27 protein-coding genes are annotated in these 24,909 nt (G+C 58.0%); 10 read left to right on the top strand and 17 right to left on the bottom strand.

The genetic code is table 11. The features are described from left to right. Nucleotides 1-35 precede the first annotated feature (35 nt). From flhA to E0L20_RS09450, 5 genes are all read left to right on the top strand, one after another. A complete protein-coding gene (gene flhA, locus E0L20_RS09470) occupies nt 36-2,108 on the top strand; it encodes a formate hydrogenlyase transcriptional activator FlhA (RefSeq protein WP_131633736.1) in 2,073 nt (690 codons plus the stop codon). Nucleotides 2,109-2,259: 151 nt separating this feature from the next. Beyond that, complete coding sequence (gene eitA, locus E0L20_RS09465; protein ID WP_131633735.1) at nt 2,260-3,258, top strand: siderophore ABC transporter substrate-binding protein EitA; 999 nt, start codon at nt 2,260-2,262, stop codon at nt 3,256-3,258. After that, entirely contained in the window at nt 3,258-4,295 is a 1,038-nt protein-coding gene (locus tag E0L20_RS09460; RefSeq protein WP_131633734.1) for a FecCD family ABC transporter permease, read from the top strand. The genes eitA and E0L20_RS09460 overlap by 1 nt, the downstream gene beginning before the upstream one ends. After that, nucleotides 4,295-5,056, top strand: coding sequence for a siderophore ABC transporter ATP-binding protein EitC (gene eitC / locus E0L20_RS09455; protein WP_131633733.1), 762 nt, complete (start codon nt 4,295-4,297; stop codon nt 5,054-5,056). Before E0L20_RS09460 ends, eitC begins: the two co-directional genes overlap by 1 nt. A 15-nt stretch (nt 5,057-5,071) precedes the next feature. Then, complete coding sequence (locus E0L20_RS09450) at nt 5,072-6,292, top strand: MDR family MFS transporter (protein WP_131633732.1); 1,221 nt, start codon at nt 5,072-5,074, stop codon at nt 6,290-6,292. 5 nt (nt 6,293-6,297) lie between these two features. Here the strand turns inward: E0L20_RS09450 and E0L20_RS09445 are convergent, their stop codons facing one another. After that, nucleotides 6,298-6,642, bottom strand: a complete 345-nt coding sequence (locus tag E0L20_RS09445) for a nitrous oxide-stimulated promoter family protein (RefSeq protein WP_207389441.1) — start codon at nt 6,640-6,642, stop codon at nt 6,298-6,300. Nucleotides 6,643-6,816: 174 nt separating this feature from the next. On the opposite strand from E0L20_RS09445, the gene E0L20_RS09440 reads away from it, so the two are divergent. Together E0L20_RS09440 and mutS are read left to right on the top strand one after the other, a co-directional pair. Continuing rightward, on the top strand, nt 6,817-7,047 hold the full coding sequence (locus E0L20_RS09440; protein ID WP_131633730.1) for a SymE family type I addiction module toxin: 231 nt from the start codon (nt 6,817-6,819) through the stop codon (nt 7,045-7,047). A gap of 113 nt (nt 7,048-7,160) precedes the next feature. Beyond that, a complete protein-coding gene (mutS, locus tag E0L20_RS09435) occupies nt 7,161-9,722 on the top strand; it encodes a DNA mismatch repair protein MutS (RefSeq protein WP_131633729.1) in 2,562 nt (853 codons plus the stop codon). 93 nt (nt 9,723-9,815) lie between these two features. Here the strand turns inward: mutS and E0L20_RS09430 are convergent, their stop codons facing one another. From E0L20_RS09430 to E0L20_RS09420, 3 genes are read right to left on the bottom strand one after another with little or no spacing between them, the layout of a single operon-like run. Continuing rightward, on the bottom strand, nt 9,816-10,037 hold the full coding sequence (locus E0L20_RS09430) for a non-oxidative hydroxyarylic acid decarboxylases subunit D (RefSeq protein ID WP_059311755.1): 222 nt from the start codon (nt 10,035-10,037) through the stop codon (nt 9,816-9,818). Between the two features lie 10 nt (nt 10,038-10,047). After that, nucleotides 10,048-11,475: a non-oxidative hydroxyarylic acid decarboxylases subunit C gene (locus E0L20_RS09425; protein ID WP_131633728.1), complete on the bottom strand. Its 1,428-nt coding sequence runs from the start codon at nt 11,473-11,475 to the stop codon at nt 10,048-10,050. Next, the gene (locus E0L20_RS09420) at nt 11,465-12,067 is read right to left on the bottom strand and encodes a non-oxidative hydroxyarylic acid decarboxylases subunit B (RefSeq protein ID WP_131633727.1); all 603 of its coding nucleotides are present in this window, start codon (nt 12,065-12,067) and stop codon (nt 11,465-11,467) included. The genes E0L20_RS09425 and E0L20_RS09420 overlap by 11 nt, the downstream gene beginning before the upstream one ends. A gap of 172 nt (nt 12,068-12,239) precedes the next feature. Between E0L20_RS09420 and E0L20_RS09415 the strand changes: the two genes are divergently transcribed. Further along, nucleotides 12,240-12,647, top strand: coding sequence for a MarR family winged helix-turn-helix transcriptional regulator (locus E0L20_RS09415; protein ID WP_131633726.1), 408 nt, complete (start codon nt 12,240-12,242; stop codon nt 12,645-12,647). Here E0L20_RS09415 and E0L20_RS09410 read toward each other — a convergent pair. Continuing rightward, nucleotides 12,644-13,531: a LysR family transcriptional regulator gene (locus tag E0L20_RS09410; RefSeq protein WP_131633725.1), complete on the bottom strand. Its 888-nt coding sequence runs from the start codon at nt 13,529-13,531 to the stop codon at nt 12,644-12,646. The two genes, E0L20_RS09415 and E0L20_RS09410, sit on opposite strands and share 4 nt — an antisense overlap. A 110-nt stretch (nt 13,532-13,641) precedes the next feature. Here E0L20_RS09410 and E0L20_RS09405 point away from each other — a divergent pair, with 110 nt between their 5' ends. Both E0L20_RS09405 and E0L20_RS09400 read left to right on the top strand, forming a co-directional pair. Then, nucleotides 13,642-14,844, top strand: a complete 1,203-nt coding sequence (locus tag E0L20_RS09405; protein ID WP_131633724.1) for an MFS transporter — start codon at nt 13,642-13,644, stop codon at nt 14,842-14,844. Further along, nucleotides 14,841-15,218 carry a DUF4440 domain-containing protein gene (locus E0L20_RS09400; RefSeq protein ID WP_131633723.1) on the top strand — a complete coding sequence of 126 codons (378 nt, stop codon included), beginning with the start codon at nt 14,841-14,843 and terminating at the stop codon, nt 15,216-15,218. Before E0L20_RS09405 ends, E0L20_RS09400 begins: the two co-directional genes overlap by 4 nt. 52 nt (nt 15,219-15,270) lie before the next feature. Here the strand turns inward: E0L20_RS09400 and rpoS are convergent, their stop codons facing one another. From rpoS to cysD, 12 genes are all read right to left on the bottom strand, one after another. Further along, the gene (gene rpoS / locus E0L20_RS09395) at nt 15,271-16,263 is read right to left on the bottom strand and encodes an RNA polymerase sigma factor RpoS (RefSeq protein ID WP_013098493.1); all 993 of its coding nucleotides are present in this window, start codon (nt 16,261-16,263) and stop codon (nt 15,271-15,273) included. A 60-nt stretch (nt 16,264-16,323) separates the two neighbouring features. Next, nucleotides 16,324-17,448 (bottom strand): murein hydrolase activator NlpD, encoded by a 1,125-nt coding sequence (gene nlpD, locus E0L20_RS09390; RefSeq protein ID WP_131633722.1) that lies wholly within the window; start codon nt 17,446-17,448, stop codon nt 16,324-16,326. Nucleotides 17,449-17,564: 116 nt separating this feature from the next. Then, on the bottom strand, nt 17,565-18,191 hold the full coding sequence (locus E0L20_RS09385; RefSeq protein ID WP_131633721.1) for a protein-L-isoaspartate(D-aspartate) O-methyltransferase: 627 nt from the start codon (nt 18,189-18,191) through the stop codon (nt 17,565-17,567). After that, nucleotides 18,185-18,946, bottom strand: coding sequence for a 5'/3'-nucleotidase SurE (surE, locus tag E0L20_RS09380; protein ID WP_131633720.1), 762 nt, complete (start codon nt 18,944-18,946; stop codon nt 18,185-18,187). The genes E0L20_RS09385 and surE overlap by 7 nt, the downstream gene beginning before the upstream one ends. Further along, nucleotides 18,927-19,976: a tRNA pseudouridine(13) synthase TruD gene (truD, locus tag E0L20_RS09375; protein ID WP_131633719.1), complete on the bottom strand. Its 1,050-nt coding sequence runs from the start codon at nt 19,974-19,976 to the stop codon at nt 18,927-18,929. The genes surE and truD overlap by 20 nt, the downstream gene beginning before the upstream one ends. After that, nucleotides 19,973-20,452 carry a 2-C-methyl-D-erythritol 2,4-cyclodiphosphate synthase gene (gene ispF / locus E0L20_RS09370; RefSeq protein WP_131633718.1) on the bottom strand — a complete coding sequence of 160 codons (480 nt, stop codon included), beginning with the start codon at nt 20,450-20,452 and terminating at the stop codon, nt 19,973-19,975. Before ispF ends, truD begins: the two co-directional genes overlap by 4 nt. Then, the gene (gene ispD, locus E0L20_RS09365; RefSeq protein ID WP_131633717.1) at nt 20,452-21,162 is read right to left on the bottom strand and encodes a 2-C-methyl-D-erythritol 4-phosphate cytidylyltransferase; all 711 of its coding nucleotides are present in this window, start codon (nt 21,160-21,162) and stop codon (nt 20,452-20,454) included. Before ispD ends, ispF begins: the two co-directional genes overlap by 1 nt. 19 nt (nt 21,163-21,181) lie before the next feature. Continuing rightward, nucleotides 21,182-21,493, bottom strand: coding sequence for a cell division protein FtsB (gene ftsB / locus E0L20_RS09360; RefSeq protein WP_003862095.1), 312 nt, complete (start codon nt 21,491-21,493; stop codon nt 21,182-21,184). Between the two features lie 79 nt (nt 21,494-21,572). Continuing rightward, nucleotides 21,573-21,899: a DUF3561 family protein gene (locus E0L20_RS09355; RefSeq protein ID WP_131633716.1), complete on the bottom strand. Its 327-nt coding sequence runs from the start codon at nt 21,897-21,899 to the stop codon at nt 21,573-21,575. Nucleotides 21,900-21,957: 58 nt separating this feature from the next. Further along, nucleotides 21,958-22,563 carry an adenylyl-sulfate kinase gene (cysC, locus tag E0L20_RS09350; RefSeq protein WP_131633715.1) on the bottom strand — a complete coding sequence of 202 codons (606 nt, stop codon included), beginning with the start codon at nt 22,561-22,563 and terminating at the stop codon, nt 21,958-21,960. Continuing rightward, on the bottom strand, nt 22,563-23,987 hold the full coding sequence (cysN, locus tag E0L20_RS09345; RefSeq protein WP_131633714.1) for a sulfate adenylyltransferase subunit CysN: 1,425 nt from the start codon (nt 23,985-23,987) through the stop codon (nt 22,563-22,565). The genes cysC and cysN overlap by 1 nt, the downstream gene beginning before the upstream one ends. Nucleotides 23,988-23,996: 9 nt before the next feature. Beyond that, nucleotides 23,997-24,905: a sulfate adenylyltransferase subunit CysD gene (gene cysD / locus E0L20_RS09340; RefSeq protein ID WP_131633713.1), complete on the bottom strand. Its 909-nt coding sequence runs from the start codon at nt 24,903-24,905 to the stop codon at nt 23,997-23,999. Between the last annotated feature and the right edge of the window lie 4 nt (nt 24,906-24,909).

Raw genomic sequence — 24,909 nt, 5'->3', positions numbered from 1 at the left:
TTTATCTTTTTGCCAGTTTCAAGTGGAAAGCAATAATGCCGTATACACCGATGAGCGATCTAGGACAGCAGGGCCTGTTTGACATCACGCGCACACTTTTACAGCAGCCCGATCTCGGTTCGCTCAGCGATGCCCTGACGCGGCTGGTCAGGCAATCGGCGCTGGCCGACAGCGCCGCCGTTGTGCTCTGGCATAGCGGAACGCATCGCGCGAGCTATTACTCAACGCGTGATAACGGCAAACCCTTTGAATACGAAGATGAAACCTTTCTGGCGCACGGTCCGGTGCGGCGCATTCTTTCCCGCCCGGAGGTACTGCACTGCAATTTTGCGGAATTTCGACAGGCCTGGCCAAAGCTGGCGGAGAGCAATATTTACCAGCCTTTCGGCCATTACTGCATGTTACCCCTGGCGGCGGAAGGCCACATCTTTGGCGGCTGCGAGTTTATCCGCAATACGGACCAGCCCTGGACCGAGGCGGAGTACGAACGCCTGCATACTTTCACCCAGATTGTGGGCGTGGTGGCAGAGCAGATCCAAAGCCGGGTCACCAACAACGTGGATTTCGACCTGCTGAGCCGCGAGCGCGACAACTTCCGCATTCTGGTCGCCATCACCAACGCCGTGCTCTCCCGCCTCGACATGGACGAGCTGGTCAGCGAAGTCTCGAAAGAGATCCACCACTATTTCAAAATCGACGCCATCAGCATTGCGCTTCGCGGGCACCGCAAGGGCAAGCTGAACATCTACTCCACGCATTATCTCGATGAAGCCAACCCTGCGCACGAGCAGAGCGAAGTGGACGAAGCGGGTACGCTTTCTGAGCGAGTGTTTAAAAGCAAAGAGATCCTGCTGCTCAACCTGAACGAACAGGACCCGGTCGCGCCGTACGAGCGGATGCTGTTTAACACCTGGGGCAACAAAATCCAGACGCTGTGCCTGCTGCCGCTGATGTCCGGCAACACCATGCTGGGCGTGCTGAAGCTGGCGCAGTGCGAGGAAGGCGTGTTTACCACCGCCAACCTGAAGCTGCTGCGCCAGATCGCCGAGCGCATCTCTATTGCCCTGGATAACGCCCTTGCCTATCAGGAAATTCATCGCCTGAAAGAACGGCTGGTGGATGAGAACCTGGCCCTGACCGAACAGCTCAATAACGTCGACAGCGAGTTTGGCGAAATCATCGGGCGCAGCGACGCCATGTACAGCGTGCTCAAGCAGGTTGAGATGGTGGCGCAGAGCGACAGCACGGTGCTGATCCTCGGCGAAACCGGCACCGGCAAGGAGCTGATCGCCAGGGCTATTCACAACCTGAGCAACCGCAACAGCCGCCGCATGGTGAAGATGAACTGCGCCGCCATGCCCGCGGGCCTGCTGGAAAGCGATCTGTTCGGCCACGAACGCGGCGCGTTCACCGGGGCAAGCAGCCAGCGGCTGGGGCGTTTCGAGCTGGCGGACAAAAGCTCGCTGTTCCTCGACGAGGTGGGCGATATGCCGCTGGAGCTACAGCCCAAGCTGCTGCGCGTCCTGCAGGAGCAGGAGTTTGAGCGTCTCGGCAGCAACAAGCTTATCCAGACCGACGTGCGGCTAATTGCCGCCACCAACCGCGACCTGAAAAAAATGGTCGCCGACCGCGAATTTCGAAGCGATCTCTATTACCGCCTGAACGTCTTCCCGATCTGCCTGCCGCCGCTGCGCGAGCGCCCGGAAGATATCCCCCTGCTGGTGAAGGCCTTTACCGCCAAAATTGCGCGGCGGATGGGGCGAAATATCGACAGCATCCCCGCCGAAACGCTGCGTACCCTTTCGTCGATGGAGTGGCCGGGCAACGTGCGCGAGCTGGAAAACGTCATTGAGCGCGCGGTGCTGCTGACGCGCGGAAGCGTTCTTCAGCTCTCCCTGCCTGAAATCTCGCCGCCGGACGAAACCCGCGCTGCGGCAGAGGTGGCGCAGGACGGCGAAGATGAATATCAGCTGATAATGCGCGTACTCAAGGAGACGAACGGCGTCGTTGCGGGGCCAAAAGGCGCGGCCCAGCGGCTGGGGCTGAAGCGCACCACCCTGCTCTCACGCATGAAGCGTCTGGGAATCGATAAAGAGAGCCTGGTTTAACCCGTCATTCCGGCGCCGTTGCGGGCGCCGCCTTTCGTTACCCCGCGCAATTGTCCCTCATTGACACAATATATTTTCCTCTGTATAAAATTCCGCCTCAATAATGCGTTTCATTTGCATTAATAATAATTTTAATGAAGGGTAGCGTGTAATGAAAAAGGTCATCTTTACGTTAGGTCTGGCGGTTGCGTCGATCGGTTCTGCTCTGGCAACAACGTATCCGCTGACGATTGAAAACTGCGGCTACAAAGAGACGTTTACCAAACCGCCTGAGCGCGTCGTTGCCCTTGGTCAGAATACGGTGGAGATTTTGCTTCTGCTGGGGCTGGAAGATAAGGTCAAAGCCAGCGCCTTCTGGCCGACCGAAGTCTTGCCGCAGCTGGCTGAACAGAACGCAAAAGTGAAGACGCTGACGGTTGAAATTCCCACCCTTGAATCCATCCTTTCGCAAAACCCTGACTTTGTTCCTGCCCAGCTTCCCCTGCTGCTCGGGCCGGAGAGTAAGGTCGCCAAACGGGAAGATCTGGCCACCGTCGGCGTGAACAGCTATTTATCGCCGGGCATGTGCGCCACCAAAAAAGCGGCCGGGGATATGTACGGCAGCCGCCAGACGCTGTGGGATATGACCTATCTCTATAAAGAGATCGAAGATTTCGCCAAAATTTTCAACGTTGAAGATCGCGGTCGGGCCGTCATTGCCGATTTCAAAAAACGCGAGGCCGACCTGCGTCAGGAGTTCGGTAAGAGCAAAAAAGATCTGTCGTTCGTCTTCTGGTTCTCCAGCGCATCCCCGTCTGCTGATGCCTACGTTGGCGGTAAAAACAGCGCCTCCGGATTTATTGCCAACGTGCTGGGCGGGCATAACGCCATCACCTCCGAAACCGAATGGCCGACCGTGGGCTGGGAAAGCATTATTGCCGCCAACCCGGACGTAATCGTCGTCTCCAGCCTGGATCGTAACCGCTGGGCGCTGGATAACGCGGAAGAAAAAATCAAATTTCTGAAAAGCGATCCCGCCGTCAGCCAGCTCGATGCGGTGAAAAAAGGCCACATCGTGGTGATGGACGGTCAGGCCATGAACCCGACGATTCGCACGATCTACGGCGCTGAGCAGGTTGGCGAGCAGCTCAGAAAGCTGGGGCTGAACTGATGACGGCAGCCGTAATGCAGGCCCGACAGGGCCTGTTCCTGACCACGTCCGCTCTGCTTGCTATCGTCCTGTTATTTTTGGTGATTGCCCTTGGCGTCAGCGTCGGCGAACTGTCGATTCCGCTCTCTAACGTCTTTTACGCTATCGGTAATAAGCTGGGGCTGACCGAGGTTCCGCTCAACCGCATCTATGAGAGCGTTATCTGGGACTTCCGCCTGAGCCGCGCGCTGGTGGCGGCCTGCTGCGGTGCCGGGCTTGCCATCTGCGGCGCCGTGCTGCAAAGCCTGCTGAAAAACGCGCTGGCGGAACCCTACGTGCTGGGCGTGTCCGCAGGCGCGTCTACGGGTGCAGTGTCCGTCGTGGTATTGGGCATCGGCACCGGCGCGGTGTCGCTTTCTGCGGGCGCGTTTGCCGGGGCGTTCGCCGCCTTCGCCTTTGTCGCCTTCCTGACGAACGGCGCGCGCGGCGGCAATGAGCGTACGATCCTGGCAGGGGTTGCCGCCTCGCAGCTGTTCAACGCCATTACCGCCTACACCATCAGCACCTCCGCCAGCGCGCAGCAGGCGCGCGACGTGATGTTCTGGCTGCTCGGCAGCTTTAGCGGCGTGCGCTGGCCCGAGTTCCAGCTGGCGCTGGTCGTGGTGCTGGCGGGTCTGGCCGTTTGTCTCTACTATTCCCGCGCGCTGGATGCGTTCACCTTCGGGGACGATGCCGCCGCGTCGCTCGGCATTAACGTGCCCTGGGTGCGTCTGGCGCTATTTACCGCCACCGCGCTGATTACCGCGACGATCGTCAGCATGGCAGGCTCTATCGGCTTTGTCGGGCTGGTGGTACCGCACATCATGCGCTTCCTGTTCGGTCCGCTGCACCGCACGCTACTCATTGCCAGCGCGCTGGCGGGCGCGATCCTGATGGTGCTGGCAGACATTGCCTCGCGCATGCTGATTGCCCCGCAAAGCCTGCCCGTCGGCGTGGTGACCGCGCTGGTTGGCGTCCCGTTCTTTGCCGTGATTATCTACCGCTCAAGGAATAAGTGATGAGTATCTGCGCTGAAAATATTACCTGGAAGGTGGGTAAAAAAGTCATCGTGAATGACGTCTCGCTGAAGGTCTCCCGGGGCGAAACGGTAGGACTGCTTGGCCCAAACGGCTGCGGCAAATCGTCCCTTTTGCGTATCCTCGCCGGGCTGCGCCGCCCGGATGCCGGCTGCGTGACCCTGGACGGCCAGGACATTTCCCGCATTGCCAAAAAGCAGCTTGCCCGCCGCGTGGCGTTCGTTGAGCAGCACGGCATGACCGACGCCAACATGCGCGTGCGCGACGTGGTAAAGCTTGGGCGTATTCCGCACCACTCTGCCTTCTCGAACTGGAGCGCGCAGGATGACGAAATCGTCAACGCCGCCCTTGCGCGCGTGGACATGCTGGACCGCAGCGAGCAGGGCTGGCTGAGCCTGTCCGGCGGAGAGCGCCAGCGCGTCCATATTGCCCGCGCGCTGGCTCAGGCCCCGACAGAAATCCTGCTGGATGAACCGACCAACCACCTGGATATTCATCATCAAATGCAGCTGATGCACTTGATCAGCGAATTACCCGTCACCAGCATCGTCGCCATCCACGACCTCAACCACGCGTCGATGTTCTGCGATTCGTTAATAGTGATGCAAAAAGGGCAAATTGTGACCACGGGAACCCCGCAGGAGATTTTATCCGAGGATCTGCTCTGGGATGTGTTCAGAGTGAAAACCAAAGTTGAGATCTCCCCGTACCATGGCAAAAAGCACATTCACTTTATCGTGTAGGAGCGAGTAGACGGTATGCCCATGCGCCCCGCCACGACCCTCTGGCCGCCCGTATTACTGGGCAGCCAGTTTGTGTTTAACATCGGCTTTTACGCCGTCGTGCCTTTCCTGGCGATATTTTTACGCGACGACATGCTGCTCTCCGGCGGGCTTATCGGGCTGGTGCTCGGGCTGCGCACGTTTTCGCAGCAGGGCATGTTTATCGTCGGCGGCGCGCTTTCGGACAAATACGGCGCGAAGGTCGTTATCCTGAGCGGCTGCGTTATCCGCGTTGCGGGCTATCTGCTGCTGGCCTTCGGGCAATCGCTGTGGCCCATTATTCTCGGGGCGTGTCTGACCGGCATCGGCGGCGCGCTCTTCTCGCCCTCCATTGAGGCGCTGCTGGCAAAAGCAGGCACGCAAAGCGAGGCGAAAGGAAAGCGCAGCCGGGCGGAGTGGTTTGCGCTCTTTGCCGTGTGCGGCGAACTCGGCGCGGTGCTGGGCCCCGTGGCGGGCGCGCTGCTGACGGGGCTGGGCTTTCGCCAGGTCGCGCTGGCGGGCGCGGGGATATTTATCGCGGCGCTGGCGGTCCTGTTTTTCTGCCTGCCTGCTGCGCATCAGAGCCAGCGGGCGCTCAACATTCTTCCCTGGTGGACGACGTTCCGCCAGCCGCGTTTTGTGGCCTTTATCATCGCCTACAGCTCATGGCTGTTGAGCTATAACCAGCTGTACCTGGCGCTGCCGGTGGAGATCCAGCGCTCCGGCGGCACCGAGAAAGATCTGGGGCCGCTTTTTATGCTGGCCTCGGTGCTGATTATCGCGTTTCAGCTGCCGCTGGCGCGTGTCGCCAGACGAGTCGGCGCGGTCAAAATTTTACCGGTGGGCTTTTTGCTGCTCTCCGCCTCCTTTGCGAGCGTGGCCCTGTTTGCCTCGACAGAGCCGTCGGAAGGCTGGCTGCGGCTGCTGCCCTCTGCAATTTTCGTCACCCTGTTGACGCTGGGGCAAATGCTGCTGGTGCCGTCGGCAAAAGATTTGATCCCGCATTTCGCCGAGGAATCAACGCTGGGTGCGCACTATGGCGCCCTCTCTACTGCAGGCGGCATCGCGGTGCTGGCGGGAAATTTGCTGTTTGGCAGCCTGCTGGATCGGGCGCTGGTGCCCTCAGCGCAGGCGGTTTATCCCTGGCTGCTGCTGGCGCTGTTCCCGCTGTGCAGCGCGGTGGCGCTGAACATCATTTGTCGTCCATTGAGACGCTGAAACGGCTACTTTTTCGGGCGATACTTTTCCGGTAATTCCGGCACCGGGCGGCGATCGTCGATGAGATGGCGGATAGTCAGGATCGGATGACGCCACAGCATACGCGGCCCTGCCCAGCGCATAACCTGCTTCATCTCTTCACGCTTCATCGGCTGGTAGCAGTGCACCGGACACTGCTTGCAGGCGGGCTTTTCCTCACCAAAGACGCATTTATCCAGGCGTTTATCGGCATAGGCATTCAAGGCCTGATAATGCCCTTCTTCTTTTGAGGCCTGCGGGCACTGTTTTTCATACAGGGCGATCATTTTGGCGATCGTCTCTTTTTCTCGTGAGATGCGTTTACCAGTCATGACGGGGTACCGAGTAATAAAGTGCATTTATAATACCCCTTTACGGTGTCGATTTCAGTTGTTGCATTTCGTTTTCTGAATCCGCCTTCCACTCTTAAGCCCGCACCGCCTCATTTTTACTGGTATTTTATACAGGCTTTAATAACAGTCACCGTCAACACCGCAGGAGCCGCTATGCAAGAGATCGCTATCACCAAACCGTATCGCCACCTTAAAGTGGGATATTTCAGAAAACGGCATGAAGACCGCAAGACTAAAATTCCCACACGCTACAGCGTGCATGCCGCCCTGAGCTTAAAGGGAGACTGGTTAGAACAGGCCGGATTTACCACAAACTCGCAGGTTCGGGTCGGCGTTGAGCGTGGAAAAATCATTATCGAATTAATGTCGGAAGGAGCCTCGTAAAGTCGCGACATTTTACTGCGCCGCATCTTTTTTTCATGCGACAATAGAGGGAACTAACGGCCTTTGAGCCGCTCAAAGCGCAATATTTTCAAGGAAATGGACATCATCACTCCATGAGCACAATCGACAATTTCGACGCACACACGCCTATGATGCAGCAGTATCTGAAGCTGAAGGCACAGCATCCGGAAATCTTGCTGTTTTATCGTATGGGCGATTTTTACGAGCTATTTTACGACGATGCTAAACGTGCGTCGCAGCTGCTCGACATCTCACTGACCAAACGCGGTGCCTCTGCGGGTGAGCCTATCCCGATGGCGGGTATTCCGCATCACGCGGTTGAGAACTACCTGGCCAAACTGGTGAATCAGGGTGAATCCGTCGCCATTTGCGAACAGATTGGCGATCCGGCTACCTCGAAAGGTCCGGTTGAGCGCAAGGTCGTGCGCATCGTTACGCCCGGCACCATCAGCGACGAAGCGCTGCTACAGGAGCGTCAGGATAACCTGCTGGCGGCGCTGTGGCAGGACGGTAAAGGGTTTGGCTACGCCACGCTGGATATCAGCTCCGGGCGTTTTCGCCTGAGTGAACCTGCCGATCGCGAAACCATGGCCTCCGAGCTGCAGCGTACCAATCCGGCTGAGCTGCTCTACGCCGAAGACTTCGCCGAAATGGCGCTGATTGAAGGGCGTCGCGGCCTGCGTCGTCGCCCGCTGTGGGAATTCGAGATTGATACGGCGCGTCAGCAGCTTAATCTGCAGTTTGGCACCCGCGATCTGATTGGCTTTGGCGTAGAGAATGCGCCGCGCGGGCTGTGTGCAGCCGGCTGCCTGCTGCAGTATGTGAAAGATACCCAGCGTACCGCCCTGCCGCATATCCGCTCTATTACCATGGAGCGCCAGCAGGACAGCATCATCATGGATGCCGCCACGCGCCGTAATCTGGAGATCACCCAGAATCTGGCCGGTGGCGTCGAAAATACCCTGGCTTCGGTGCTCGACAGCACCGTCACGCCGATGGGCAGCCGCATGTTGAAGCGCTGGCTGCATATGCCGGTTCGCGATACCGACACGCTGATTGGCCGCCAGCAGACCATTGCCGCCCTGCAGGATCGTTATACCGATCTGCAGCCGGTGTTGCGCCAGGTTGGCGATCTGGAGCGTATTCTGGCGCGTCTGGCGCTGCGTACGGCTCGCCCGCGCGATCTCGCACGCATGCGTCATGCTTTCCAGCAGTTGCCGGAACTGCGTGCACAGCTGAGTGACGTTAACAGCGAGCCGGTTCAGAAACTCCGCGAAACCATGGGCGAATTTACCGAGCTTCGCGAACTCCTGGAGCGGGCCATCATCGATGCGCCACCGGTGCTTGTGCGTGACGGCGGCGTCATTGCCCCCGGCTATAACGAAGAGCTGGATGAATGGCGCGCGCTGGCAGATGGCGCAACGGACTATCTCGATAAGCTGGAAATTCGCGAACGCGAGCGGCTGGGCCTCGACACCCTGAAAGTGGGCTATAACGCGGTACACGGCTATTACATTCAGATCAGCCGTGGGCAGAGTCACCTGGCACCGATTCACTACGTGCGTCGCCAGACGTTGAAGAATGCCGAGCGCTATATTATTCCTGAGCTTAAAGAGTATGAGGACAAAGTCCTTACCTCGAAAGGCAAAGCGCTGGCGCTCGAAAAACAGCTGTATGACGAACTGTTCGACATGCTGATGCCGCACCTGGCCGACCTGCAGCTCAGCGCGGGCGCGCTGGCGGAGCTGGACGTACTGGTGAATCTGGCCGAGCGTGCAGAAACGCTGAACTATACCTGCCCGACCTTTACCGATAAGCCCGGCATTCGCATTACCGAAGGTCGCCATCCGGTGGTTGAGCGAGTGCTGAACGAGCCGTTCATTGCTAACCCGCTGAGCCTGTCACCGCAGAGAAGAATGCTGATCATTACCGGGCCTAACATGGGCGGTAAAAGTACCTATATGCGCCAGACCGCGCTGATCGCCCTTCTCGCCTATATCGGTAGCTACGTTCCTGCGCAAAAAGTGGAGATCGGCCCAATCGACCGTATCTTCACCCGCGTAGGGGCGGCGGACGATCTGGCAAGCGGCCGTTCAACCTTTATGGTTGAGATGACCGAAACCGCGAACATCCTGCATAACGCCACCGAACACAGCCTGGTGCTGATGGATGAGGTAGGCCGCGGAACGTCAACCTATGATGGCTTGTCCCTGGCATGGGCCTGTGCTGAGAGCCTGGCAAATAAAATCAAAGCAATGACGCTGTTCGCCACCCATTACTTCGAGCTGACGCAGCTGCCGGAGAAAATGGAGGGCGTTGCCAACGTTCATCTCGACGCGCTGGAGCATGGGGATACCATCGCCTTTATGCACACGGTGCAGGATGGCGCGGCAAGCAAGAGTTATGGCCTGGCCGTAGCGGCGCTGGCAGGCGTGCCAAAAGAGGTGATTAAACGCGCGCGTCAAAAACTGCGGGAGCTGGAAAGCCTGTCGCCGAACGCGGCAGCCACGCAGATTGACGGTACGCAGATGTCGTTGCTGGCACCGGCGGAAGAGACGTCGCCAGCGGTGGAAGCACTGGAGAATCTCGACCCGGATTCACTGACGCCGCGTCAGGCGCTGGAGTGGATTTATCGGTTGAAGAGTCTGGTTTAGTTTTCTGCGGTCTGTTTTGTCGGGTGGCGGCTTCGCCTTACCCGACCTACAAAACCCGTAGGCCCGGTAAGCGCAGCGCCACCGGGCTTTTTTTTACAACAGCGGCGGGATCGTCGGCACCTGCGGCGCCTCGTCAATATCCTTCTGCGTCATGCGGAACGCTTCCGGGTAGTGCTCGCGGCTGGTGCGGCGCAGCGGTTCGGTATCGCGCCAGGTATACAGACAATGCTGGCACTGGTAAACGGTCCAGATACCTTTCACCGGTGATGTCGCCATCACTTCAATGTGCTCATCGGCACAGCGTGGACAAATCATTTTTTCCTCCTTATTGGCGTGCCGCCAGCATCGCGGTCAGTTTTTCAGCCCAGGCTTTGGTTTCAGGCAGATCCTGTACCGGCTGGCTGTAGTGGCCACGGTTGTCCGGCGCAACCGGCGTGGTGGCATCAATAATCAGCTTGTCGGTTATGCCCGCCGGGCTAGAGCCGGGGTCAAGTTCCAGTACCGACATGTTCGGCAGCTGCACCAGATCCCCCGCAGGGTTTACCTTCGATGACAGCGCCCACATTACCTGCGGCAGGTTGAACGGATCGACATCCTCATCCACCATGATTACCATCTTCACGTAGCCCAGACCGTGCGGCGTGGTCATGGCACGTAAACCGACCGCGCGGGCAAAGCCGCCGTAGCGTTTTTTGGTGGAGATAATCGCCAGCAGGCCGTGGGTGTACATCGCGTTCACCGCCTGCACTTCCGGGAATTCCGCTTTCAGCTGCTGGTAGAGCGGCACGCAGGTAGCCGGGCCCATCAGATAGTCAATCTCGGTCCACGGCATGCCCAGATAGAGCGACTCAAAGATCGGCTTGGTGCGATAGGAGACTTTATCGATTCGTACAACCGTCATATTTCGGCCACCGGAATAGTGTCCGGTAAATTCACCAAACGGCCCTTCAATTTCACGCTTGCGGCCTTCAATAACGCCCTCGAGGATCACTTCAGAACCCCACGGCACGTCGAAGCCGGTCAGCGGCGCGGTGGCAATCGGGTACGGGCTTTCACGCAGCGCACCGGCCATTTCATACTCGGACTGATCGTATTTCAGCGGCGTGGCCCCCATCAGGGTGATGATCGGGTCGTTGCCTAGCGTAATCGCAATCGGCAGGTCTTCACCGCGCTCTTCCGCTTTGTGCAGATGCAGAGCGATATCGTGCATCGGAACCGGCTGCAGGCCGAGCTTGCGCTTGCCCTTCACTTCCATGCGGTAGATACCGACGTTCTGCTTGCCGAAGTGATCGGGGTCGAGCGGATCGCGCGACACGACGCACGCTTTATCAAGATAAAAACCACCGTCGCCGTCGTTCAGGCGGAACAGGGGCAGAATGTCAAACAGGTTGATATCGTCCCCATCCACCGTGTTCTGCGCCCATGCAGGATTGGCGCGGCGCTCGGGCGCGATCGGGAATTTGTCCCAGCGGCGAATAAACTCGTCGATCTGTTTTTTTACCGGGGTGTTCGCAGGCAGCCCCATCGAAATGGCGTGGTTCTGCCAGGAGCCGATGGTGTTCATAACCACGCGGGCATCGGTGAAGCCGCGAATATTATCGAACCACAGCGCGGGCGCGCCGTCGCCAATGCGGCCGGTGGCGTTGGCGGCCGCCGCCAGATCGGGCTCGGCGTTTACCTCTTCCTCAATTTTCAGCAGCTGCCCTTGCTCATCGAGCGCCTGCAGGAAGCTTCTCAAATCATCAAATGCCATCTTTATTCTCCTGTGAAAAATGTTTCGCCTCCCGCAAACCGTTCCAGCGGCGCGCCTTTTTATGCTCGAGACCAAACTGGTCGAGCACGCGGGTAACGATGTGCTGAGTAATGTCATCGGCGGTTTGCGGGTGGTTGTAATAAGCAGGCATAGGCGGCACCATCGCCACGCCCATGCGGGAAAGCGCCAGCATGTTCTCCAGATGGATGGTGCTCAGCGGAGTTTCTCGCGGCACCAGCACCAGCTTACGCCCTTCTTTGAGGACGACGTCTGCCGCACGCCCTACCAGCCCTTCGGCATAGCCTGCGCGGATACCCGCTAGCGTTTTCATGCTGCACGGAATGACGATCATGCCGTCGGTACGAAACGAGCCGGAGGAAATGGTAGCGGCCTGGTCAGCCGGGCTATGGACTACATCCGCCAGTGCCGCAACGTCCTGCGCGGTATAAGGCGTTTCCAGCTCAATGGTTGTTTTCGCCCATTTCGACATCACCAGATGGGTCTCTACCTCCGGCATATCGCGCAGCGCCTCCAAAAGGGCCACGCCCAGCGGCGCGCCTGTTGCTCCCGTCATTCCGACTATCAATCTCATTCAGTACCTCAATTAATTCGTTCGTGTACGAACATGTTGTTTAAATTACTCCCGGATGCCGTTGCTGACAAGATCGTTCGCATACGATCACACTAATTGCTAAAAACAGGCGCGTTAAAATCAGAGCCGATAGCGGCTATCATAGAGGGAGTATTTTTCCGTCGGAGTGTTCATGGAGTTAAGACAAGAAGCGTTCCACCTGCTGCGGCAGCTTTTTCAACAGCATACCGCTCAGTGGCAACATGCCCTGCCGGAACTGACCAAGCCGCAATACGCTGTACTGCGGTCGATTGCTGAAAATCCAGGCATTGAGCAGGTCGCACTGACGGAAGTTGCCGTGAGCACCAAGGCGACGCTGGCCGAAATGCTGAGCCGCATGGAATCACGCGGCCTGGTCAAGCGCGAGCACGATCCTGCGGACAAGCGCCGTCGGTTTGTCTTTCTGACGGCTGAAGGTGAGGCCCTGCTTGAGAGCTGTAAACCGGTAGGAAATGAGGTAGATGAGGCATTTTTAGGGCGCCTCAACGGGGCTGAGCGCGAGCAATTTTCAGCGCTCATCAAAAAGATGATGCACGATTAGTTAACCCTCGCGCGCATAAAATCGATAAACGTTCGCACTTTCGCGGGCACATGCTGTGCATCCGGATATACGGCATAGATGCCCTGCTGAGCAAACGCGTACTCCGGCAAAAGCGATACCAGCGCCCCCGCATCCAGGGCGTCGCGCACCAGCCACTCCGGCAGCAGCGCCACGCCGCACCCGGCCAGCGCGAACGCCATCAGCGCCTGCGCGCTGTCTGCATACAGGCGCGGGGCTTTCTTGATCTCAAGAAATACCGTCTGTCCGTCGGCGTCTTTCACCTGCCAGCGCAGCGGAGACGCGAGGCGCTCGTGAATGATCCAGTCCGCCTCCGCCAGCTGCTCCAGCGATTCCATCGGATGCTTAACCAGCCAGCCGGGCGTCGCCACGGGCAGAATGGTGAAGGACGTCATCAGTGCGGCGTGGTAGCGCGAATCTGCAAGCGTGCCCAGCCGGATAGCGACGTCGAAGCGCTCCGAGATAAGGTCAGCATGCAATGAGGAAGAGACGTGACGCACGCGAAGATCCGGGTGCTTCTGGCTGAATTCAGCCAGTAAAGGGACCACGACCTGCGAGCCATATTCGGGCGTGGTGGTGATCCGTAAATCCCCCGTTAGCCCGGCATGGTTCGCGCGTACGTCATCCTGAAGGCGTTCCGCATCTCTTAAAAGCATGACGCTTCGTTGATGAAATAGCTTCCCCGCCTCGGTCAACGTCAGGCGTCGCGTGGAACGAAGCAGCAGCGTAACTCCCAGCTCATCTTCAAGCTGGCGAATGTTGAAACTCACCACGGCTTTTGTCAGCCCCATCGCCTCAGCGGCAGCCGTGAAGCTGCCGGTATCGGCCACGGCGATAAACATTGCCGTACGCTGGAGATTAAGCATCGTTTTTCCCTGCCTACTGTCAAAATATTTTTGACAGTATATCGCGCTTTGTCGCGTTTATCCGCAGCGTGCGGGCCGATACGATACGCCACCTCACCGGAGGAGCCACCATGACGTATCGCAGCAAAATCGCCGTAGTCTTTCTGCTCGGCCTGTTCCTTGATTTGATTAACATGTTTATTGCCAGCGTCGCCTTCCCGGCAATGGCTCGCGCGTTTAACGCCACGCCTTCCGCACTTGCCTGGGTGAGCAACGGGTATATTGCCGGCCTGACGCTCGTCATCCCTTTCAGCAGCATCCTGACGCGCCGCGTCGGCCCGAAGCGCGTAATCCTTCTCTCGCTGGTTCTCTTCAGCGCGGCCTCAGCGGCTTCCGGCCTGGCTTCTTCTCTTGAAAGCCTGATCGCCTGGCGCGTGCTGCAGGGCGTCGGGGGCGGGCTGCTGATCCCGGTCGGGCAAGCGCTGGCCTGGCAACAGTTCAAGCCCCACGAACGCGCCAGACTCTCTTCCGCAGTGATGCTGGTTGCCCTGTTAGCGCCCGCCTGTTCCCCCGCCGTGGGCGGTGCGCTGGTTCAGGCCCTTAGCTGGCGCTGGATATTTTTTGCCACGCTGCCCGTGGCTATCGTCACGTTTGCGCTGGCCTGCGCGTGGCTTAATGCTGAATCATCACCCGTAAACACAACCAGGCTTTTAAACCTTTCTTTGCTGAGGGACCCGCTGATGCGCTTTTCCATGCTCATCTACGTGTGCGTACCCGGCATCTTTATTGGCGTAAACGTAACGGGAATGTATTACCTTCAGAGCGAGGCCAGCATGACGCCCAGCGCAACGGGAATGCTTATGCTGCCCTGGTCTGTGGCATCGTTTATGGCGATCGCGGCGACGGGACGCTATTTCAACCGTATCGGTCCCCGGCCTCTGATCGTCATTGGCTGCCTTTTGCAGGCGATAGGTATTCTGCTTTTGATAAACGTCAGCTCGACAACGCTGTTGCCTGCCGTTGCGTTTACGCTGATGGGCGCAGGAGGAAGTCTGTGCAGCAGCACGGCCCAGAGCAGCGCGTTTTTGACGACGCGCCGCGAGGATATGCCGGATGCCAGCGCGCTGTGGAACCTTAATCGTCAGCTGAGCTTTTTTGCGGGTGCACTGCTGCTGGCTCAGGTGCTGAACATCATGCAGGCTTATCTTGCGCCGCTCGCCGCCTGGCACGGGATGTTTGCGTTTGCCGCAGCCATAACCTTACTGCCCGTACCGTACGTTTTCCGTCTTAACAACACGCAGGTGCTAGCGCAGCTGCAACAGGAGAAACCATGACGCATTACGAACACGAGATCATCGACATCCACGTCGCGCTTGAGAACTGGTTCGGGGCAGGAGAAGGTGATGTTGATGCCCTGCTCGCCCGTTTCCGGCCGGACTTTCTGATGGTTCCTCCGAGCGGAGCCCATTTAGATCATCACGCCCTCGCCAGCTTTCTGAACGCCCAGCGCGGAAGTCGACCCGGCCTCAGCATTACCATCGATGCGTTAACGACGCTGCAGACGTGGGACAGCGGCGCGGTGCTTCACTATAGGGAGACGCAGACGCGCCCGGGTCAGCCCGTAAACGTACGCTGGTCGACCGCGGTGCTCAACCACGAAGGCGACAGGATTGCATGGCGACTGCTGCACGAAACGGCGCAGCCGTAGCGCAAAAGAAAAAGGCCCGTCTCACGACGGGCCTTTTTTGACGAAAGGTTGCTTATTCGCGGAACAGCGCTTCGATATTCAGACCTTGCCCCTGCAGGATTTCACGCAGGCGACGCAGACCTTCAACCTGAATCTGACGAACACGTTCACGAGTCAGGCCAATTTCACGGCCGACGTCTTCCAGTGTTGCAGCTTCGTACCCCAGTAAACCGAAACGACGTGCCAGCACTTCACGCTGTTTGGCGTTCAGTTCGAACAGCCATTTGACGATGCTCTGTTTCATGTCATCGTCCTGCGTGGTGTCTTCCGGGCCGTTGTCTTTTTCATCGGCCAGGATGTCCAGCAGCGCTTTTTCGGAGTCGCCACCCAGCGGGGTGTCAACCGAGGTAATGCGCTCGTTGAGACGCAGCATACGGCTCACGTCATCAACCGGTTTGTCGAGCTGTTCGGCAATCTCTTCTGCACTTGGCTCGTGGTCCAGCTTATGGGACAACTCGCGCGCGGTACGGAGATAGACATTCAACTCTTTGACGATGTGGATCGGCAGTCGAATCGTACGGGTTTGGTTCATAATAGCCCGTTCGATGGTCTGACGAATCCACCAGGTCGCGTAGGTTGAGAAACGGAACCCGCGTTCCGGGTCAAATTTCTCAACTGCGCGGATGAGACCTAAGTTGCCCTCTTCAATCAGATCCAGCAGAGCCAGACCACGATTGCCGTAACGGCGAGCAATTTTCACGACCAGTCGCAGGTTACTTTCAATCATGCGACGGCGCGAGGCAACATCACCACGCAAAGCACGACGTGCGAAATAGACTTCTTCTTCGGCCGTTAGCAGTGGGGAGTAACCAATCTCCCCAAGGTAAAGCTGAGTCGCGTCCAGTACACGCTGTGTGGCGCCCTGCGATAACAGCTCTTCTTCAGCCAAATCGTTATCACTGGGTTCCTCTTCTACTAAGGCTTTTTCGTCAAAAGCCTCTGCTCCGTTCTCATCAAATTCCGCGTCTTCATTTAAATCATGAACTTTCAGCGTATTCTGACTCATAAAGGTGGCTCCTACCCGTGATCCCTGGACGAGACACCCTGGCTGGCATGCCCCGTCAAATTATCGCTGCGGCAAATACTGCAGCGGGTTTACGGATTTCCCCTTGTAACGAATTTCAAAATGCAAGCGTGTAGAACTGGTGCCGGTGCTACCCATAGTAGCTATTTTTTGCCCCGCCTTAACTTCTTGTTGTTCCCGGACCAGCATTGTGTCGTTATGGGCGTAGGCACTCAGATAATCATCGTTATGTTTTATGATAATAAGATTACCGTAACCGCGCAGCGCGTTACCGGCATACACAACGCGCCCGTCTGCGGTCGCGATGATAGCCTGTCCCTTACTTCCTGCGATATCGATCCCTTTATTTCCACCCTCGGTGGAAGAGAAGTTTTCGATAACCTTGCCGTCAGTTGGCCAGCGCCATGCAGAGATAGGCGAACTGGTAGACGTACTGCTGGCAGTCGGTTGGGTAGAGCTAACCACAGGAGCCGTAACCGGTGCTGTGACTGTCGTCGCAGTACCTTTATTATTCGGCAACATTTTGTTAGCACTCTGATCACCTGAATCCTCAGAATACGTAATTACAGGTTGTGAAGCAACCACCGTGCTGGATTTTTGTGCAGGCATAACGCTGTTATTTTGCGCCGACACGTCGGCTGCAGAAACGGTGTTGCCAGGCGTTAGCGGCGCGCCTGTCGCATTGCCAACCTGGAGCGTTTGCCCCACTTCCAGTCCATACGGGGCCTGGACGTTATTGCGCTGAGCCAGATCGCGGAAATCGTTCCCGGTGATCCAGGCAATATAGAACAAGGTATCACCGCGTTTAACGGTATAGGTGCTGCCGCCCGTATAGCTTCCTTTCGGAATGTTCCCATACTGACGGTTATAGACTATGCGGCCATTTTGCGTCTGAACAGGTTGTTGCACTGGCTGAATCTGAGTTGGCTGCGATATCGGCTGCTGAACAGGCTGGATCGGCGGAACTTGCTGCGCCGTCGTGGAACCCATTGTCGACGGCGGCGTAATCAGCATTCCACTGGACGTATTGCCCGAGCCGCTGTTTCCGCCAACGGAACTGACGGGCGCAGGCGCATTGTTAGAACTCGTACAACCCGCCAGCCAAAGCGAAACCAGTGATAATGCCGCAACACGGCTGATGGTGAATTTAGGGCTTCCCGCGCTCATGTATCCCCCAGGAATGTGTTAACTACCAGTGACTTAAAAATAACCGTGATGGCACGAACCTATCGCGCCACACCATACGCTGAATTTGCCTTAATAACCCTGGAAAATTCCGAGTCTCAGGCCAACTCTCCCTTAACCAGAGGCACAAAGCGCACGGCTTCTACGGTATCGATAATAAACTCTCCGCCACGTCGACGAACGCGCTTCAACAGCTGATGTTCATCACCCACGGGCAGGACGAGAATGCCGCCTTCATCCAGCTGCGATAAGAGCGCTGCCGGTATCTCAGGCGGCGCGGCCGTGACGATAATGGCATCAAACGGGGCGCGGGCCTGCCAACCCTGCCATCCATCACCGTGACGTGTCGAAACATTATGTAAATCAAGTTGTTTCAGGCGACGGCGCGCCTGCCACTGTAAGCCTTTGATGCGCTCAACCGAACAGACATGCTGAACCAGATGCGCAAGGATCGCGGTTTGATACCCGGATCCGGTACCAATCTCCAGCACGCGAGAACCCGGCGTTAACTCCAGTAACTCCGTCATGCGTGCAACCATGTAGGGCTGCGAAATCGTCTGCCCCTGTCCAATCGGCAACGCTACGTTTTCCCACGCTTTGTGTTCAAACGCCTCATCTACAAACTTCTCACGGGGAACCTGAGCAAGTGCATTCAGCACAGGCTCGTTGGTGATTCCCTGAGCGCGCAGTTGTTCCAGAAGAGTTTGTACACGTTTGCTTACCATTGCGTGTTCACCCCGACACGATCCAGCCAGCCCGACACCACATCATGCGCGCTGTAAGCGGTTAAATCCACGTGTAAAGGCGTAACGGAAACGTACCCTTCGTCCACGGCAGCAAAGTCGGTATCCGGCCCGGCATCACATTTTTCGCCCGGAGGACCAATCCAGTAGAGCGTATTACCGCGCGGGTCCTCCTGCGGGATCACCTGATCGGCAGGGTGTCGGCTACCGCAGCGCGTTACCCGAATACCTTTGATTTCATCAAGCGGCAGATCGGGGACGTTAATGTTGAGGATGCGGCCGGTTCGCAGCGGTTCACGGCCCAGCGCACGAAGAAGGGAGCAGGTGACGGCCGCCGCCGTATCGTAATGCTTGTGGCCGTTGAGCGATACCGCCAGCGCCGGGAAGCCAAGATGACGGCCCTCCATTGCGGCGGCCACGGTGCCGGAGTAGATTACGTCATCGCCAAGATTCGGTCCGGCATTGATACCGGAAACCACGATATCCGGACGCGGACGCATCAGCGCGTTCACGCCGAGGAACACGCAGTCGGTCGGCGTGCCCATCTGCACGGCGATATCACCGTTATCAAAGGTAAAGGTGCGAAGCGACGACTCGAGCGTCAACGAGTTAGACGCTCCACTGCGGTTACGATCGGGCGCCACGACCTGCACTTCCGCAAATTCGCGAAGGTGTTTCGCCAGCGTCTGAATGCCTGGCGCATGGATCCCGTCATCGTTACTCAGCAATATTCGCATAATCACCCGACGTGTTGATAAGTTCCCTAACAACACTGGTGGCAAAGCTACCTGCCGGCAGCCAGAAGCGTAACTCGACGGTCACGTCATCCCACCAGTTCCAGCTAAGCTGTTGCGGGTAGAGCAGCATCGCCCGGCGTGCTGCTTCGACTTTTTCCCGCACCAGCAATGATTGCAATTCTGGCGCATCCGCCACGGCGGCCTGCTCGGCGGCCAGCGCCTCACCCTGCGGTCCCCAGTCGCCCGTACCGGGCAACGCGGCGGTAATCATCAGGGTTTTGGCGTCCACGCGCGACTGGACGTCGGCCATTTCTTCTGCCGATGCCACAAACCAGCTCCCGCGTCCCGCTAATTGTAGCGCATCGCCGACAACAACTTGATTCGCGTCCGTTTTTTTCAGTCGTTCGCTCACAATCTGATTAAACAACGCGCTGCGGGCCGCCGACAACCAAAAACTGCGTTTATTCCTGTCGCGTACCGGCGCATCGCTTTGCGCCCAGCGCAGCGCACCCTGCAGGTTGCTGCCGCCAATGCCAAAGCGCTGTGCGCCGAAGTAGTTCGGTACGCCCCGTTCGCTGATGGCGTTTAAACGCTTTTCCACGTCATCGCGATCGGTCACCTCACGCAGCACCAGGGTAAAGGCGTTACCCTTCAACGCGCCAAGGCGCAGCTTGCGCTTGTGGCGGGCGTACTCCAGCACCTTACAGCCTTCAAGCTCAAATTTGCTTAAATCAGGCATCGCATTGCCCGGCACGCGGGCGCAAATCCACTGCTCGGTAACGGCGTGTTTGTCTTTTTGCCCGGCGAAGCTGACGTCGCGGGCGTGAATTTTGAGGAATTTTGCCAGCGCGTCGGCGACAAACCGCGTGTTGCAGCCGTTTTTCAGAATGCGGATCAGAATGTGCTCGCCTTCACCGTCCGGCTCAAAGCCTAAATCCTCTACCACCACGAAATCTTCCGGGCTGGCTTTCAGCAGGCCATTCCCGTGTGGTTTACCGTGCAGGTACGTCAGATCGTCGAAATGCGTCATTGTGCCGCCTTCACCAGCAGCGCCACGGCTTCGCAGGCAATGCCTTCGCCACGGCCCGTGAAGCCCAGCTTCTCGGTGGTGGTGGCTTTGACGTTGACGTCATCCATGTGGCAGCCCAGATCTTCAGCGATAAACACGCGCATCTGCGGAATGTGGGGCAGCATTTTCGGTGCCTGCGCGATGATCGTTACATCCACGTTGCCCAGGGTGTAGCCTTTGGCCTGAATGCGGCGCCAGGCTTCGCGGAGCAGCTCGCGGCTGTCAGCCCCCTTAAAGGCCGGATCGGTATCCGGGAACAGCTTGCCGATATCGCCCAGCGCGGCAGCGCCGAGCAGCGCGTCGGTCAGCGCATGCAGCGCCACGTCGCCATCAGAATGCGCCAGCAGCCCCTTTTCGTAAGGAACGCGTACGCCGCCAATGATAATTGGGCCTTCTCCGCCAAAGGCGTGTACATCAAAACCGTGTCCAATTCGCATTATGCCTTCTCCTGATGGGTCGAACGGGTAAGATAAAATTCCGCGAGCCGTAAATCTTCCGGGCGCGTCACTTTTATATTATCAGCGCGTCCTTCAACAAGCTCAGGGTGATAGCCGCAATACTCCAGCGCCGAGGCTTCGTCTGTGATGGTCGCACCTTCTTTCAGCGCTCGCGTCAGGCAGTCGTGGAGGAGTTCGCGGGGGAAAAACTGTGGCGTCAGCGCGTGCCAGAGGTCGACGCGCTCAACGGTGTGGGCAATGGCCTGTCTGCCCGGCTCGGCGCGCTTCATGGTGTCGCGCACCGGCGCGGCAAGAAGGCCGCCGACCCTGCTTGTCTCACTCAGCGCAAGCAGGCGCGCAAGGTCGTCCTGATGCAGGCACGGGCGCGCGGCGTCATGCACCAGCACCCACTGCACGTTTCCGGCGGCCTGAATGCCAGCAAGGACGGAGTCGGCGCGCTCGGCACCGCCGTCAACGACGGTAATCTGCGGGTGGTTCGCCAGCGGCAGCTGCGCGAAGCGCGCATCGCCCGGGCTGATGGCGATAACAACATGCGTCACGCGCGGATGCGCCAGCAGCGCCGCTACGGCGTGCTCAAGGATCGTTTTATCGCCAATTGAGAGGTACTGCTTTGGACATTCTGTCTGCATGCGCCGGCCAAAACCTGCGGCCGGCACCACGGCGCATACGTCCGAAAAAGTTACTGCCATGTCGTAATCCTGGGCCTGATTATCGATTGTTTTGTGCTGAGCCCTGATTGCGTTTAGACGCATCCGGAACCAGACGATAAAAGGTTTCGCCCGGCTTAGTCATACTGAGTTCATTGCGTGCGCGTTCCTCAATCGCCTCTTGCCCGCCATTGAGGTCATCAATTTCAGCAAAGAGTTGATCGTTTCGCGCCTTAAGTTTGGCGTTTGTTGCCTGCTGAGCCGCGACGTCATCGCTCACCCGGCTATAGTCGTGCAGTCCGTTCTTGCCGAACCACAGCGAATATTGCAGCCAGACCAGCAAAGCCAGCAACAGCAGCGTTAGTTTACCCATCCTGCCCCCTGAAAAAACGGCTTCATCATCCCATAACTTTCCGCTGGACTCTACTCCGGGGTTTTAATTATGTCGCAAGTTAACCCATCAGCCACAAAAACAGCAGTCCAAATATGATAACAACGGTAGCGATAGTGATAACGGTACTGTACAGGAGCCGGCCATTGAACAGGGAGTGCAGGGCAATGCCGACGACAACCGCCACGGGCATTAGCGCCAGGAAGAAAGGCCAGGTGTAGAGGAAGAAGAACAGCGTGTTGCCGCCGTAGATGAGAAACGGAATGCCCAACGCCAGCAGCCACGAAATAAAGCCGACGATGGCCCCAGGAAATGACCAGGTCGTTTCGTCGTCGGTCGCTAACGGCTCCGACCCGGTGTTGATAATGTAGTTTTCACTGTTGCGCATAGCTAATCCTGTGACCGTGACTCATCGTTCGGGAAGACAGCTCCCGAACGATACCGTCTCAGGATCTGATAATATCGTCCCGTCTGAGCAGGTCTAATAATTGGCTTACTAAATTTGTTACCAATTGTTGACCCTCCAGGTGAATCTCTGGCGATTCAGGCGCTTCGTAGACCGCATCAATACCGGTGAAGTTGCGCAGTTCACCTGCACGGGCTTTCTTGTACAGCCCTTTCGGATCGCGCGCTTCGCAAATTTCCAGCGGCGTATCCACAAACACTTCGATAAAGCGGTCGTGGCCCACGCGCTCGCGCACCATCTGGCGCTCGGCGCGATGCGGTGAGATAAACGCCGTCAGCACCACCAGCCCGGCGTCAGCCATCAGGCTGGCGACTTCACCTACCCGGCGGATGTTCTCTTTGCGGTCTTCATCGCTAAAGCCTAAGTCGCTGCACAGGCCGTGACGCACGTTGTCTCCATCCAGCAGGTATGTGCTCACGCCCTGCTGATGCAGCGCCTCTTCCAGCGCGCCTGCCACCGTGGATTTACCGGAGCCGGACAGCCCGGTAAACCACAGCACAACCCCACGGTGACCGTGGAGCTGCTCGCGCTGGGCGACGGTGACCGGATGAGGATGCCAGACGACGTTCTCATCATGGGCGGCCATTACTTGCCTCCCAGCAGATCGCGTGCGCCCCAGTGCGGGAAGTGCTTACGCACCAGCGCGTTCAGCTCAAGCTCAAAGGCGCTGAATTCAGACGCCACGGCAGCCTGTTCGTTAGGCTCGCGCACCATGCCGGCACCCACGGTGACGTTGGTCAGTCTGTCAATAAAGATAAGCCCGCCCGTAACCGGGTTCTGCTGGTACTGATCCAGCACCAGCGGTTCGTCGAAGGTCAGATCGACCAGACCGATGCCGTTCAGCGGCAGCTCGCTCACCTCACGCTGGGTCAGGTTGTTGATGTCCACCTGGAACTGAATGCCGTCCACGCGGGCGCGGGTTTTCTTGCCCGCAATTTTGATGTCGTAGCTCTGGCCTGCCGTCAGCGGCTGTTCGGCCATCCACACCACGTCCACCGCGGCACCCTGCACCGCGGCCAGCGTTTCCTGCGCGTCGACCAGCAGGTCGCCCCGGCTGATATCAATCTCATCTTTCAGGACCAGCGTGACCGCTTCACCGGCCCCCGCTTCCGGCAGATCGCCGTCGAAGGTCACGATACGGGCGATGGCCGATTCCACGCCGGATGGCAGCACTTTTACGCGCTGCCCAACCTTCACCGAGCCAGAGGCAATGGTGCCGGAGAAACCGCGAAAATCGAGGTTAGGACGGTTAACGTACTGCACCGGGAAGCGCATCGGCTGGGTGTCAACCACGCGCTGGATCTCAACGGTTTCCAGCACCTCCAGCAGCGTCGGGCCGCTGTACCACGGTATGTTCGCGCTCTGAGAAGCGACGTTATCGCCCTCCAGCGCGGACAGCGGCACAAAGCGGATATCGAGATTGCCAGGCAGCTGCCCGGCAAAGGTCAGATACTCTTCACGAATACGGTTGAAGGTCTCTTCGCTGTAGTCGACGAGATCCATTTTGTTCACGGCCACCACAAGGTGTTTGATCCCCAGCAGCGTGGAGATAAAGCTGTGACGACGGGTCTGATCCAGCACGCCTTTGCGGGCGTCGATCAGCAGGATCGCCAGATCGCAGGTGGACGCGCCGGTCGCCATGTTGCGGGTGTACTGCTCGTGCCCCGGGGTGTCGGCGATAATAAATTTGCGCTTCTCGGTAGAGAAGTAGCGGTAGGCCACGTCGATGGTGATGCCCTGCTCGCGCTCCGCCTGCAGGCCATCCACCAGCAGCGCCAGGTCGAGCTTTTCGCCCTGGGTGCCGTGACGCTTGCTGTCGTTATGCAGGGATGAAAGCTGGTCTTCATAAATCTGGCGCGTGTCGTGCAGCAGGCGGCCAATCAGGGTGCTTTTCCCGTCGTCGACGCTGCCGCAGGTCAGAAAGCGCAGCAGGCTTTTGTGCTGCTGGGCGTGCAGGTAGGCTTCTACGCCGCCTTCATCAGCGATTTGTTGAGCAATAGTGGTGTTCATGGCGGCTCCTTAGAAATAACCCTGACGTTTCTTCAGCTCCATGGAGCCTGCCTGGTCGCGGTCGATCATGCGGCCCTGTCGCTCGCTGGTGGTCGACACCAGCATCTCTTCGATGATCTCCGGCAGCGTCTGTGCGTTGGATTCCACCGCGCCGGTCAGCGGCCAGCAGCCGAGGGTACGGAAACGGACCATCTGTTGTTTGATCTCTTCACCCGGCTGTAGGTCGATGCGATCGTCGTCGATCATCATCAGCATGCCGTCGCGCTCCAGCACCGGGCGCTCGGCGGCCAGGTACAGCGGAACGATCTCAATATTTTCCAGATAGATATACTGCCAGATATCCAGCTCGGTCCAGTTAGAGAGCGGGAAGACGCGAATGCTTTCGCCTTTGTTAATCTGGCCGTTGTAGTTGTGCCACAGCTCCGGGCGCTGGTTTTTGGGATCCCAGCGGTGGAAGCGGTCGCGGAAGGAGTAAATACGCTCTTTGGCGCGGGATTTCTCTTCATCGCGGCGCGCGCCGCCGAAGGCCGCATCAAAACCGTATTTATTCAGCGCCTGCTTCAGCCCTTCGGTTTTCATGATGTCGGTATGCTTGGCGCTGCCGTGCACGAACGGGTTAATGCCCATCGCCACCCCTTCCGGGTTTTTATGCACCAGCAGCTCGCAGCCGTAGGCTTTCGCGGTACGGTCGCGGAATTCGTACATTTCGCGGAACTTCCAGCCGGTATCCACGTGCAGCAGCGGGAACGGCAGCGTGCCCGGATAAAACGCTTTACGCGCCAGATGCAGCATGACGCTGGAATCTTTACCGATGGAGTACATCATCACCGGGTTAGAAAACTCGGCGGCCACTTCGCGGATAATATGGATACTTTCCGCTTCGAGCTGCCGCAGGTGAGTAAGACGTTTTTGGTCCATAACC

Source organism: Enterobacter wuhouensis (assembly GCF_004331265.1).
GTDB classification, from domain to species: domain Bacteria; phylum Pseudomonadota; class Gammaproteobacteria; order Enterobacterales; family Enterobacteriaceae; genus Enterobacter; species Enterobacter wuhouensis.
The sequence above is the reverse complement of the archived record's forward strand: the minus strand, read 5'-3'. Positions and strand labels throughout refer to the sequence as shown.